We start from the raw sequence: 14,430 nt of genomic DNA on the forward strand, positions 1-14,430 counted from the left end.
CCAATTATTCAATAGAAGTTAACAATAATGATTACATTTTTTGATATTACTATTTTTGCTATTATTACTCTTTTCTCATTTTTCGGCTTATATCAAGGTATAATCGGGTTTTCAACTAGAATACTCGGTTTTATTACTTCTATAATGTTAGGATATTTCTTATATCCGTATATTTCTGAACTAATCGGGAAATATATGGAGAATGAGGTTATAAGAATAATTATAGCCGGTGTTATATCCTATGTTATCTCTTTAATTTTATGTGTTTTTATAGTTTATAAATTTCTTGCTATAATTTCGTTTATGAGAAACGGTTTTATTGACAGATTCTTAGGGCTATTAGCAGGATTTGCCGTAGGTACTACTATCTCGTTAGTACTATTTTTTATAACAATGGTCTTTACTTCTGAAAACTATTTTAAAAGTAAATCTTTAAAAGATTTTGTAGTAAGTAGCAAACAGAGCAAATATGGAGGAGTGCTAAAAGTTTCCGTCACCACTGATTATTTAGATGAATTAAGTAAAAATATTATAGTTATAATTCCAAACGAGACCTTAAAATCTATTGAAATATTTGAAAATAAAGACTTAAATAATTTCAAAAACTCCCTTAAGAAATCAAATGATTCTAACGATGATGAGGATTGAGGATATATTTTCTCAAGAATTACAAGATGAGCTTTCTAATATAGATGATGAATAGGATGTTACTTCATAGCTATTATGTCATTCCCGCGTGGCGTTGTTGCGTGGACCGGTTTTCCGTCATTGCGAGAAGAATTACGTAGTAATTCGACGAAGCAATCCAGTAAAAAATTCTTATTTACAGAATTTTTTTTAATCTTTTTCTGGATTGCTACGTCGCTTCGCTCCTCGCAATGACGGTTTTGGTATCTACGCAACAATACCTTCCCGCGTAGGCGGGAATCCAGTAACCTTTAATGTCATCCCGTGGCTTGGACCACGGGATCTCGTATCGCAGACTAAGTCCTAAGATACCGCGATCAAGTCGCGGTATGACACCAAAGAAACTTGGATTCCCGCTTTCGCGGGAATGATATAAAAGAGCCAAACAATAAAGCTGCAATTTTCTCACAATGAATTATCCGCCAAACAAACACCATAATCCCCTACCCTTTCATTAAATCGGTCTATTTCTTTAAATTTTATAAATCACTCAATCATAATTAATTAATGATATTAATATTTACGGTTATAGTACAAGTACCTTTATTGACAATTGGCATAACGGTATTAACGATCGAAGAGAAATGGGAGGAATTGCAATTACTCCCGGATTTGGTGCTAACCGTATTGTTACTATTAATAATATTATTAATAGTAATGCCAATAATTACCGTATTGCAGGCAGCAACGCTTTAGGGGAAGCATTAATATATGGTAATAAAAACACAAAAGTGCGGATTGATCTTTTAGAATCTTTAAATGATCTTAAATTAATTATTACCGGCAATGATATTAGTGCTGTTGATTCTATAGTAATGAGCGGAGGAACTAATGAAATAATTTTCCGGAACCCTATTAAAGTAAAGTCTAAAATATACGCTAGAAATATTTTACAAGGGAAAGTAAAAATAGAAAGTAATAATATTGTTTTTGAAAGCCCTATTGGTAATGACGGGAGAGATAATCATAGTATTTCTATATTTAAAGTAGATGATAATATATCAGTAACCTTAGAAAATAACATTGCTGCCGAAGATATTAGTTTAGGGAAAAATTCTACAGTAATTATAGATACTACTAAACGAAATATAGATGTACGTTCCGGAATTGTAGTCAATAATACAGTAGACAACCAAGGTATAGTTCAAGTAAGAGGGCACGCAAAAAATACGGTAACTTTTCATGAAAATATAGGGGTGCAAGATTTTAGAGCTGCTGAGATACAGATTGAAAACGGAAAGAAAACTGAATTCAAACAAAAGGTATATGCAAAGAAGATTACAGTAGCAAGTAATGATGTCGTATTTGAAGAAAAACTTGATATGGCTCAGTATAATCAGAATAATAGAGGTAATAGAACTAATTTAATACATACCGGTAATTTAGAGTTTACAAATCGCGGCAAAGTAAAGTTTAATAAAGATTATGTCGGTACCATTACTACTAGCAAAGCCAATATAGGTGAAGTAACTTTTGTAAATACTCCTAATATTTATGAAGTCGGTGCAGTAAATAAAAGGATTGAGAAGTTAACATTTACGGGTAATCATGTTCGTAACTTACGTAAAAATATTTATGCTAACCAAGTTAACTTTGATGCTGGAACTTATAATGTTCATGCTAATTCTGTTACAATCAATGGAAATGCTAAAATTAACGGCTCAACATTTGACCTTAGACGTGACTTAATTCTTAACGGTGATGTAGAATTTTCCGGTAATATTACATTTAATGTAACCGGAGGATGTAGTGTATTTTTTCAAAATAACCTCTCTAGCGTAGCCGGTACAAATATTATAATTAGTGTTAACGGTGTTCACCCTGTAGATGCAGTATCAGCATTATCTATTTTTAGGGTCAATGGCGGTGCATTTATTCCTGAAGGGCATAATTATAATCCGGCTACAGGAACTATGAACTTTAGGAACGGACTACAAGTGCAGCAAGCAGGGCAAGCAGCGGCTCAAGAAGTAGCACAGCAGCAAGCAAGAGTTAATTCCCAAACACAAGCGATGCAGGCTCAAGCACAGCAAGTTCAAGCTCAAGTCCAAACATTACAGCAGCAACAGAAGCAAAAATAGGCTCAAGTTCAAGCATTCACTCAGCAACGAGACCAAGCTCAAGCTCAAGTTCCGGTACTCGCTCAGCAACGAGTGGTAGAACGTGCAAGAGTACAAGTTGAGACTGAGAGATTACGTCAGCAGATAGCACCATTCGAACAAATAATAAACAATCCACGTGCAACTCTCTTAGAAAAACAGCAAGCACGAGCTCAAGCTGAACCGTTACAACGACAACAAGATGCACTTCAAGCTCCAGCTGACGCATTAAATCAACAGCGGCTACAATTACAAAATCAGGCTCGAGGATTTGAACAGCAACGAGTCCAAGCCAATAGACAGCTTCAAGGATTAGCACAGCAACAACAACAAGTTCAAGCTGATGCAGTGGCAGAGCAACAAGTCCAAAATGCTCATGCTCAAGTTTTAGCACAGGAATTAGTGCAAGGTCAGGGGCGAGCAGCACAAGCACAACAGAACCAGCAACAGCAGCAAGCTCAAGCTCAACGTGAGGCTAATGAAAGAGTTAGACAGCAAAGACTACAAGCAGAACGTGAAGAAAATGCTAGAATAGAGCAGCAACAACAACAGCAAGAAGAAGAAAGAAGAAATGAAAATGAAAGATTAGCACAACAAGAGGCTAATGAAAGAGCGATAGCCGAAGAAAATAATAGAAGAATAGAAGAGCAAAGACTGCAAGCGGAGTATCAGCAACGTCAAGCTAATGAAATAAGAGTAGCTGAGGAATATGTTAAAAAACCTGAGCCGCAAAAATTAGCTGAGGCAATCAATAATACTATCGTTGCCTATACGGAAAATACTTTTGTAGCAGAAGTGCAAAAAGAAGTGATCAGAGAAAAATCTGCACTTGTTATGAAAAATCCTGAAAAACATGCGGTAGAACTTGCTAAAGAATTAATAAATAATAAAGCTGAGCTTAAAGAAGTGGCTAACGATGATACTGTTGTAGTGAGTAAAACAAAGCAAGAGCAATCTTTATTATTCGTAGCAAACTTAGCTCAAGTTGCACCTGATAATGCAAAAAAAGTAGTAGAGCATTTAAACCGGGCTCTGGATATATAAGTGTGTAAATTCTAAAATAGGCATTAAATTCGACCCTCAAATTTTATCAAAAAGTGAGCCATGACCTCTCCCCAATTTTGGATAGGCATATTCCATTTTCGCGTAATATAGTCAATTGTCAAGTACAGGTGCTGTCTCACTAAGTGTGTAAATTTCTAGGATAGGTTATATTAACAATAATATAATTTATCAGGAATAACATGAGTAACAGTAACCAAGAGAAGATAAAACAAGCAGTAGATTTGCTAATAGATAAAGATACTGATTTAACGAGTTTTTTTGCCAAAGACGGGATATTAAAGCAGTTAACTAAAAATATATTTGAAAGAGCCTTAAAAGCTGAGATGGATGAGCATCTTGTCTATAACAAATATGGCAGGATAGAGACTAACAATAGTAGAAATGGTGTATGCAAAAAAAGCCTAATTACTGAAGGTGGAGTATTGGAACTTGAAGTACCACGTGATAGAAATGCTGAATTTTCTCCTGTACTAGTGCCAAAGCGTCAGACTAGGATTGATGGATTAGATCAGAAGATATTATCCTTATATGCTAAAGGGATGAGCCTCTCTGACATTAAGATTCAGATTCATGAGCTATATGGTGCAGAGAACAGTGAAAGCCTTATTAGTCGGGTTACCGATAATGTTATGGATGAGGTCAGGAGTTGGCAGAATAGGCCTCTGGAAGCCATATATGCTATAGTATATTTTGATGCACTTATAGTTAAAGTACGTCAAGATAAGAGAATTATCAATAAGGCAGTATATGTAGCTTTAGGTGTAGATTTAACCGGAAGGAAAGATATTTTAGGCTTGTGTATTAGCGAGAATGAGGGAGCTAAATTTTGGTTAAATAATTTTACTGAAATGAAAGACAGGGGATTAAAAGATATCTTAATTGCTTGTAGCGATAATCTAACGGGCATGAGTGAGGCGATATCTGCAGTATATCCACAAACTGAGCATCAGCTGTGCATTGTACATCAAATCAGAAATAGTTTGTCATATGTAAGCTATAAAGACCGTAAAGAACTTGCAGCAGATTTGAAGCTAGTATACAGCTCTATCACTGAGGATGAAGCACTTACTGCCTTATCTGATTTTGATATGAAATGGGGCAAACAGTACCCACATATTGCAAAATCATGGCAAAATAATTGGCAGAATTTGATAATTTTTTTACAATACCCAGAAGTGATTAGGCGTATCATTTATACAACCAATGCAATCGAAGGTTTAAATAGTCAATAGTCAATTACGCAAGGTTACTAATAACAAAAGGGGTTTTCCTAACGACGACTCTGTATTTAAGACTTTGTACTTGACAATTGACTATATTACGCGAAAATGAAATATGCCTATCCAAAATTGGGGAGAGGACATGGCTCACTTTTTGATAAAATTTGAGGGGCGAATTTAATGCCTATTTTAGAATTTACACACTTATATATCCAGAGCCCGCGGGAATGACATTGAAGCTATGAAACAAGACCGTTAACCCTGTGTGATGGCTGCTACTTCATCGGCGAAATTTTTTTCTTCGTGTTCTATACCTTCACCAAGTTCGTATCTAATAAATTTGGCGATTTTAATTTCTGCACCGAGTTCTTTTTCAGCATTTTTAATTACTTCCGCAACAGTAAGTTTAGGCTCAAATAAGAAATTTTGCTGAAGCAATACAACTTCAGAGAAGAATTTAAGTATTCTACCTTCTACCATTTTTTCTATAATATTATCAGGCTTTCCTTCTTCTTTAGATTTCTCAAAAAATACTTTTCTCTCACGCTCTACGAGTGCTTGATCCAAGCTTGAATCATCTATACTTTGCGGGTTATTTCCTGCTACATGAACAGCAATTTGTTTAGCTAAAGCTTCTAGTTTTGCTTTATCTTTTGTGTTAGACGCAAGACCTACTAATACGGAAATTTTTCCTAGATTCGGTACAACTTCATTATGTACGTAGGAACCGATTGCTCCTTCGGATATCTCTAATATATCCATACGACGTAATGTTAAATTTTCACCGATTGTAGCGATATTTTCTATAATCTCTTCTTCAACTGATTTACCGCTTTGCATTTTAGATGTTTTTAGCGTATCTATAGTTTTTGCAATTACTGCAAGATTTGCAATATCCTTAACTAGATCCTGAAATTGCTCATTTCTAGCAACAAAATCCGTTTCGGAATTTACTTCAACCACCACTCCAGTAAGCCCATCAACTTTTACAGCCGTTAAACCTTCAGAAGCAATACGTCCGGCTTTTTTTGCTGCCGCAGCTAAGCCTTTCTTACGCAGAAAATCTATAGCTTCTTCAAAATTACCGATGGTTTCTATTAATGCTTTTTTACAGTCCATCATACCTGCACCGGTTTTTTCTCTTAATTCTTTAACCGCTGCAGCACTTATATTTATTTCACTCATACCTTACTTTCTCCTTAATTATTATATTTGGCTTGGGGTGTCGCTTGAAGAAGGACCTCGGTGTCACCCCGTGGCTTGACCACGGGGTCCATAAAAACAACAAAAAATACTAATAATTTTAGTATTTTTAACTGGATACCGTGGTCAAGCCACGGGGTGACACCGAACATATTTTTAGGTCCACGCAACAATGCCACGCGGGGATGACATCGAGTAGGTTCTTCAATCCACACAACAACATTTATACATTATCAGAATTTTTATTTTCATCGGCATCATTTAATGCTTGCTCAAATTCTGTATTTGTCTCCTCATCAATATTTTTCGTTTTAGAGAATTTTTTAGCTTGTTTTAATTTAGAAACATTTTTAGAAGTTAACGCCTTATCTGTATGCTCCTGCATAGCACCCATATCAACCCCTGAAGCTTTCATTGATTCTTCAAGTCCTTGTAATGCCGCATCTGCAAATAAACTACAATAAAGTCTTATTGACCTTATAGAATCGTCATTACCCGGAATCGGATAATCTACATTATCAGGATTAGAATTAGTATCGACTACTGCAACTATAGGAACATTAAGCTTTACCGCTTCATTAATTGCGATATGCTCTTTATTAGTGTCAATAACTACTAGAAGATCAGGTTTAGAATTAAGATTTCTAATACCGGCAAGAGATAGAAGTAACTTCTCTTTCTTACGGCTCATATCGAGTATCTCTTTCTTAGTATAACCCATAAGTGCTTCTTCGCTTTCTAAGGTTTTTTCTAACTTATTTAGTTTTTCTATTGAACCCGCAATAGTTTTCCAGTTAGTTAGCATACCGCCAAGCCATCTATGATTTACATAATATTGTCCGCATTTTTCGGTATATTCCGCTATAATATCACTAGCCTGTATTTTAGTACTTACAAATAATATTTTACCGTCTTTTTTTACGGTTTCATATATTGTATTCAAAGCAACACTCATTAAAGCGGCACTTTGTCTTAAATCGATTATATGAACATCATCACGTTCACCATATATATAAGATGCCATTTTAGGATTCCAACGTGAAGTCTTATGACCGAAATGCACGCCTGCATCTAATAATTCTTTAATGTTAACAGATGGTATTTTTGACATTTTTAAATTCTCCTAATTGTTAGTTTATACCTCCGTAAGATATTGTGTATATTTGTCATCCCGTGGCTTGATCACGGGATCCAAAAACAACTTATTATCATATATTTACTGGATGCCGTGATCAAGGAACTGGCATGACAGCTCTATACATGAACTAACATATATCTTACGTGTGAATTTTTTGCTTAAGTTTTGAATAATCGTCATTGCGAGCAGCCGTAGGCTGCGTGGCAGTCTCGTCCAATATCCTGAGATTGCGTACGTACAATTATATTACATAATTTCCTCGCAATGACGTTCTACAATAAGCCTACAAACTATATACGTATATTGCATAATTTACAAGCTTTTATTCTTTTCGCCAAATAGTAGTACCATCAGGTTTATCTTCTAGAATTATTTTTTTCTCCAATAACTGGTTACGAATTTGATCGGCTAATAACCAATTTTTTTGTTTTTTTGCTTCCAAACGCTTATTTACAAGCTCATTTATATAGAGTTCATCCACACCGCTATTAAACCACTCATGGGGAGTCTTATTCATTAAACCAATAAAATTAGCACAAGTAATAATAGCAGAGGCATTAAGCTGTCTTGCTTCTTCAATTTTAGAAATAAAAACACCTTTAGCATAGTCATTAATTATTTTAACGGCAAGCGGTGTATTCATGTCATCAAGTAAGCTTTGCATGAAATTGTGAGGTAAATCTATTTTTTGTACATTAATATTTTCTATGGCTCTATACCAATAATCTAAAGTCTTTTTAGCATCTTCTATAGCTTTATCATTATAATCAAGTGGACGTCTATAGTGAGTACTTAATAAAAATAACCTTACTACCTCTCCTGAAATTTCTTTATCCATTAAATCCCTTACGGTAATAAAATTACCGAGAGATTTACTCATTTTCTCACCGTTCACCGTTAGAAAGCCATTATGTACCCAATATTTAGCATAGGTAGAATCCGGAAAAGCACATCTACTTTGTGCAATTTCATTAGTATGATGCGGGAAGATTAAATCTGCTCCGCCACCGTGAATATCAAAATTCTCACCTAAATATTTGTAGCTCATGGCTGAACATTCAATATGCCATCCAGGGCGACCAAGCCCCCAAGGACTTTCAAAATTCATATTTGCGGATTCATTTGGCTTTGCCGGTTTCCATAATACAAAATCCTGTGGATGCTTTTTGGTTTTGCTGTTTTCTATACGCACTCCCTCAAACATTTCTTCTAAATTTCGGTTAGATAATTCCGTATAATTTGGAGCTGATAAAACATCAAAATAAACATGATTATCCGCAATATATGCATGATCTTTTGCTATTAAGCGTTCTATTATTTCGATCATTACATCAATATGCTCTGTAGCTTTCGGCTCAATACTCGGTAGTAGGCAACCTAAATATGCCATATTTGTATGAAACTCTTGTGTAACTTTATCAGTCAACTCATTAATAGTAATGCTAAGTAGCTCAGCCCTATCGATAATTTTATCGTCAACATCCGTAATATTACGTACGTATTTTACAGATTGCTCACCAAATATTTTTATAACTATACGATAAAGTAAATCATATACCACTACCGACCTGCTATTACCTATATGAGGATTATCGTAAACAGTCGGTCCGCATACATACATTTTTACGTTAGTCTTATCTTGAGGGTTAAAAACCTCTTTAGTACGGCTAAGAGTGTTATATAAGTGAAATTGAATTTGCATATTTTATTTACCAAAAATTGAGATGCCATTAGTATGTGATGTATTAAGCACATTTTGGTTAAAAAATCTATTAGTTAACAAAAATTAGTAATTAATAGTTTACATAAGTTAATAAACATTATATAATTCGCCTCGTTGTATATTAAAAAAAATAATAATTGTTCGAGGTTTAAATGAGCTTACAAAATTCCCACTCAAAAAAATATGTTTTAACTTTTTTCATGTCAACATGTTTGTTGACTAGTAGCTTTTTAAGTACAAGTGCAGCGGCAAGCTTTACCCAATTAGCTAACCAAATACCAACCTTGAGCGGTCTTTCCGAAGCACAAAGAAAACAGAAATGGAATAGTTATACTTTACAAGAAAAACAAGAAGCATGGAGAAGAGCAAAGTTGACACCTGATTTTGTTCAAGCAATGATTGATATGCAAACCGGTTTTACTGAAAGTGATTTATCGAGTAGCAATAACAAAACTAGGCACAAAGCAAGAGAAAAAAAAGCAGAGCTTGACTTATATATTGCCGGAACGAAACAAGACTTTAAGGAAAAAGTTGACTGGTATATTTCACAAGGAAAAATTCCTACGCCTGAAGAAGCAGCACAAAACCTTGAAATAGCTTATGATGCTAAAAAAACAGATAATAAACTAGAAAAAAATCAAAATGTACGCCGTGCAGAAAAGGATAAAAAAGCATTACTAGACCTGTATATTCACTCAATAACAACTTCAGTTAAAGAAAAAGAATACATAACTACCGGTCAAGTCCCTGAATTAGATGAACTAGAGAAAGCTCTTAATATAAGTAAAGAAGAAGCAAAACACCGTAGAACCATAATAAGAGATCAAGTTATGGCAAATGAAAGACCAAAGCTTGTACGTAGTGGTACGGTTCTTACAAAAAAGGAACTACATAAACGTTTTGGTAAAGACACTACTACAGATGACACAAAATATATTGACGATATAACCACTGAGGTTATGTATACTAAAAAACAAGAATATGTAAATACAGATTTTCTTCCTAAAATTTCAGAAATAATGAATGAATTTAAGGTAGATAAAGGACGTGCAAATTTTTATTTAAAACAAATAAAAGCTGGAATAGAAGCAAAGCTTCTAGCAGACAATAATCAAACTACTACTAAACCCTTTACTAAGCATTCTAGAACAACTACAAATACTGCAGGAACATCTTCGGGGGTTCCTTTTGACACAGGTAGAACAAAACCAGAAACAAAATCATTCGACTTTAAAGGATCAATGCATAGTCTTCTAAATAGTAAACAGGAGGATCAATTAAGCAAGACTGAACAACACTTAAAACAGCAAATAAAATTAGAAGAAAATAAAGAAGAGTTTAAGGAAATTTTAACAAAAAATCCTATAGACGCATTACAATTTGCAGAACAGAATAATTTAGGTAATTCTTTTAAACAGGAAGCTATATCTAATATTGACTTAAGTAAAGATATAGACAGGATATTATTTACTGTTGATGATAAAGGCAATAGAACAATATTAAATACCATATTAACTACTACTCCGGAACATAAAGATGAACTTATTAAGCAAGCTCAACACCATGCCATACAAACTTTACCAACATCTATATCTGATAAAGACGTTAGTGACAAAAAAAAATTAACGCTTGCAACACTGGCTGCAACAGAAGATAAAAAAGTACTAGAAGCATCATTAGATAACTGGCTGAGTAATAACGGATATAAACGCAATACGGAAATAGAGTCTTTAATCTCTATACTTTTATCTGATGAAACCACATTAAAAGCAGGAATAGATAAAATTTTTGAGTTACCTGTAGAAAACAATGTTAATAATAATTCAAATAAAGGTCAAAATGGCGTTCCTGTTCCTCCGCCACCCCCTCCTCTAAATGGGAGTATTCCACCTCCTCCACCCCCGCCTCCGTTAAATGGAACACCGACTTCTACAGCTTTTAATAGTTCAAATCCTAATCATAAATTTGATTTAAAAAATTTTGAAGCTACATATCCTAGATTATATAAATCGTATAATGAATTTATTCAAAATACAACTTCAGCAAGTCAAAGTCAGGCAACCACAACGTCTAATAATATACTTGATATTAAGGCTAAAATGGGGGAATCACTTGAATTACTTAAACAGAAAGTTGCTAAGCAGAATGAGGTAATAGGCTTAATACGTAATGAAGTAACAAAATTGTATAACTTTTCTCCTAAAACTTTTGTAAATTTATTTAACACTGAGAACGAAGAGGTTATCAAGAAAATTGAACAAATTGCTAAAAGAGAGGATATACAAAAAATACTTCAAGATAATGATATAAAAATAACATCTACTTTTGTAAGTAAGATTTTTAATGAATCGTTAGAACAAACAAAACAACGTCTTCGTTCATCTAATATAATAAATGCAAAACAATATAAAAGAATTGAACAATATGGAAATAAACAAGAATATGTAGCAGAATTCTTAAGAATTACAAATCCTCTAGAGCAATTAAAGTTTTCTAATAAATATATAAATATTCTTGGACAAAGTACCTTTAATGGTAAACTTAATGAATTAATAGAAAACCCTAATAAGTTAACGTCCTCACAAAAAATTAATTTTGTACTTCAAGGGTATCAAGAATTAACTAGGGAAATTCCTACCGCTAAAGCTAATCTAAATAAATTAAAACAAAATATTTTAGAAAAAGTTGAAATTCAACAATTAATCGCAAATAAGGATATAAGCCGAAAAGATTTATTGGATATACTAAATAATAAAAATCCTGAGTTATTAAAATCACTTCTTGAAGCTAAGGTTATTTTAGAAGAGAATAAACTTAATAATTCAGCTAATGAAGTTGATTTAAAGGAAATTATACCTTCTCTTAATTATTTAACTTCAGAGCAATTAACAAGCTTAATTAATAGAATAACTATAGAAGGAGTAAAAACAGCACTTAAGGCTAAATGGGAGCAAAAAAATAAAACCGTATCTAATAATACTGAAAAGCCGCTGATTTATAATAACGGTATTCCAATGCCTCCCCCGATTCCTAATGGCAATAACTTTGGAACTAATGATTATCTAATTAGCATGGGTTATACACAGGAATTTATAGATAGAATGGATAAGGTAACACCTAACAATAATTTTGGTAAAAAGAACAATCATAATTATAAAGCTAAGGATTTTAAATCTAATGTAGGAAAAAATTATTATGAATCTACTTCAAAATTAGGAGGAACAGATATATTACTAACTGATTCACAAAAGTTAGAGAATGCTATTAAAAAAGAAGTATTAGCAAAATACATAGAAGAACCAAATAGAGATATGCAAGATGATTCTCTTTTAAAACAAGCATTTGAAGAAAAATTTTACTATGCTGAAGATAAAAATACAAAAGTAATTCCTAAACCATCTGAAGTAAATTTTGATCCAAACTTCATAGGACCAAGAACCGAAGTAGGACAAGAGATATACGAACTTTATGAACAAGAGCTTCTAAAACTTGCAAGAGATCCGGTATTTATTGAGTATGTAAAAAACAATAATAATACACAAAAAGATGAAAGAGAATTATTAATAAGCTTTATTGAACAAATAGAGTCTAAACGTCCTGAACTAGAACAAAAATACGGTAGTGATGTTCAATCAGAAGATAATAACCAGGAAAAGAAAGTAGGACGTTTAGATATGAAACAATTCCAATCATTATTCCGGCAAGAAAACGAAGCGACAAATGACGACTCCTTAACAAAGGATGATACACAACTTGAAGATAGCAATAAAAAGTCAGAGAAATCTGATTCAACAACTTCTTTATCACCGAGGTTATTGAGTTCTAGCGATAGCAAAAATGATAAATCATCAGATGACAAAAAATCACTTCTAGCCTTAAGATCTAGTGAAGAAGAAGATAAAGGATATGAAACTGATGAAGAATCAAAAAAAGATATAGCTTTAGAAAGCGAAGACGAAGCTATCGATTTGTCATTCAAAACTGAAGCAATTGCAGAACAAGATGAAGCGACACAGAGACAGCAAGTATCTGATGACACCAATAGGAAAGTAGCAATATTAGTTAATGCGGCTTCAACTCTTCACAAACCTGTTCACTATAATATTTTAAGTGATAGATTAAAGGTTGCTGCAATAGGTGCCGGTGATGAAGAAGCTAGTATAAACAGAGGGGTATGGATTAGCGGCTTATACGGCATCAATAAACAAGGAGCTTGGAAAAATATTCCAAAATATCAAGGTCGTACCACCGGTGTAACTATCGGGGCTGATGCTGAATTCATTAATAGTCATGATGTTATAGGAATAGCTTATAGCCGTTTAGAATCCCAAATTAAATATAATAAAAAACTAGGAAAAACAGCTGTTAACGGTCATCTTTTAAGTATTTACGGTCTAAAAAAACTAATTAAAGGCTTCTCGTTGCAGGCTATAACATCTTACGGTCATAATTATATTAAGAATAAATCTAAAAGTATTAATAATATAATTGGCAAATATCAAAACAATAATTTAAGTTTTCAAACCTTATTAAATTATAAATATCGTACAAAATACGATTTACATTTTATTCCTAATATCGGTTTTAAATATGATTATTCAAGAGCTAGCAACTATAAAGAATATAATGTAGATATAGAAAACTTAATGATTCAAAAGAAATCAAATCAATCCTTTGAAAGTAGTATTGGCGGTAAAATAGTGTTTAAGCCTATAGCGACCGTAAATAATATAGTATTAACACCAAGTTTGTACGGTAATATTGAGCATCATTTCAATAATAAAAATACAAAAGTTAATGCAAAAGCAACTTTTAAAGGGCAAACATTACAAGAAACAATTATTATACCAAAACAACCTAAGCTTGGATATAATATCGGTAGTAATATACTTATGAGCAGAAAAAATATAAATGTTCTGCTTGAGTATAATTATTACACTCATAGAAAATATCAAAGCCATCAAGGGCTTATTAAACTAAAAGTCAATTTGTAAAATAAATAAGGATAAGTTTCTCCTAAGAGCTTATCCTTTCTTAATAAACAAGCTTATTAACCAAACTGCCAAATAGAATATCGGCGTACTAAATACGGTAAAAAATAGTTTAAATGAATAGCTATTAAGTACAAGCTGACCCAATTGGTCAAAAGGAAAAATATTAAATAAGCTCATAATCCCAATTACAATAAAAGTATCAATAAATAAAGAAATTGCCGTACTAAAATTATTTCGGTGCTGTCTCACTAAGTGTGTAAATTTCTAGGATAGGTTATATTAACAATAATATAATTTATCA

The 14,430-nt window shown here is 33.1% G+C and carries 9 protein-coding genes and 3 pseudogenes; 6 read left to right on the top strand and 6 right to left on the bottom strand.

Translation table 11 applies throughout. The annotated features are described in order from the left end of the window. Positions 1–27: 27 nt before the first annotated feature. Positions 28–703 (top strand): annotated as a pseudogene (locus AC5587_RS07400) (CvpA family protein). A gap of 20 nt (positions 704–723) precedes the next feature. Then, a complete protein-coding gene (locus AC5587_RS07405; protein ID WP_499162323.1) occupies positions 724–882 on the top strand; it encodes a hypothetical protein in 159 nt (52 codons plus the stop codon). Here the strand turns inward: AC5587_RS07405 and AC5587_RS07410 are convergent. Next, positions 857–1,096 (bottom strand): hypothetical protein, encoded by a 240-nt coding sequence (locus tag AC5587_RS07410; RefSeq protein WP_499162324.1) that lies wholly within the window; start codon positions 1,094–1,096, stop codon positions 857–859. The two genes, AC5587_RS07405 and AC5587_RS07410, sit on opposite strands and share 26 nt — an antisense overlap. A 175-nt stretch (positions 1,097–1,271) precedes the next feature. Between AC5587_RS07410 and AC5587_RS07415 the strand changes: the two genes are divergently transcribed. From AC5587_RS07415 to AC5587_RS07425, 3 genes and pseudogenes are all read left to right on the top strand, one after another. Then, on the top strand, positions 1,272–2,768 hold the full coding sequence (locus AC5587_RS07415) for a hypothetical protein (protein ID WP_499162325.1): 1,497 nt from the start codon (positions 1,272–1,274) through the stop codon (positions 2,766–2,768). Positions 2,769–2,840: 72 nt separating this feature from the next. Next, positions 2,841–3,830 carry a hypothetical protein gene (locus AC5587_RS07420; protein WP_499162326.1) on the top strand — a complete coding sequence of 330 codons (990 nt, stop codon included), beginning with the start codon at positions 2,841–2,843 and terminating at the stop codon, positions 3,828–3,830. A gap of 200 nt (positions 3,831–4,030) precedes the next feature. Next, a pseudogene (locus tag AC5587_RS07425) lies at positions 4,031–5,252 on the top strand (IS256 family transposase). A gap of 74 nt (positions 5,253–5,326) precedes the next feature. On the opposite strand, the gene tsf reads toward AC5587_RS07425, so the two are convergent. The 4 genes from tsf to cysS form a co-directional block, all read right to left on the bottom strand. Then, a complete protein-coding gene (gene tsf / locus AC5587_RS07430) occupies positions 5,327–6,256 on the bottom strand; it encodes a translation elongation factor Ts (protein WP_499162327.1) in 930 nt (309 codons plus the stop codon). A 14-nt stretch (positions 6,257–6,270) separates the two neighbouring features. Next, positions 6,271–6,447: a hypothetical protein gene (locus AC5587_RS07435; RefSeq protein WP_499162328.1), complete on the bottom strand. Its 177-nt coding sequence runs from the start codon at positions 6,445–6,447 to the stop codon at positions 6,271–6,273. Positions 6,448–6,497: 50 nt separating this feature from the next. Then, on the bottom strand, positions 6,498–7,385 hold the full coding sequence (rpsB, locus tag AC5587_RS07440; RefSeq protein ID WP_499162329.1) for a 30S ribosomal protein S2: 888 nt from the start codon (positions 7,383–7,385) through the stop codon (positions 6,498–6,500). Positions 7,386–7,734: 349 nt separating this feature from the next. Beyond that, positions 7,735–9,114 carry a cysteine--tRNA ligase gene (gene cysS / locus AC5587_RS07445; protein WP_499162330.1) on the bottom strand — a complete coding sequence of 460 codons (1,380 nt, stop codon included), beginning with the start codon at positions 9,112–9,114 and terminating at the stop codon, positions 7,735–7,737. 173 nt (positions 9,115–9,287) lie between these two features. Between cysS and AC5587_RS07450 the strand changes: the two genes are divergently transcribed. Then, entirely contained in the window at positions 9,288–14,129 is a 4,842-nt protein-coding gene (locus tag AC5587_RS07450; RefSeq protein ID WP_499162331.1) for an autotransporter outer membrane beta-barrel domain-containing protein, read from the top strand. A gap of 30 nt (positions 14,130–14,159) precedes the next feature. Here AC5587_RS07450 and AC5587_RS07455 read toward each other — a convergent pair. Then, positions 14,160–14,366 (bottom strand): annotated as a pseudogene (locus AC5587_RS07455) (VUT family protein); the annotation flags it as partial. Positions 14,367–14,430 lie beyond the last annotated feature (64 nt).

The sequence above is a fragment of the Rickettsia endosymbiont of Hedychridium roseum genome, from assembly GCF_964028255.1.
Classification (GTDB): Bacteria; Pseudomonadota; Alphaproteobacteria; order Rickettsiales; family Rickettsiaceae; genus Rickettsia; species Rickettsia asembonensis.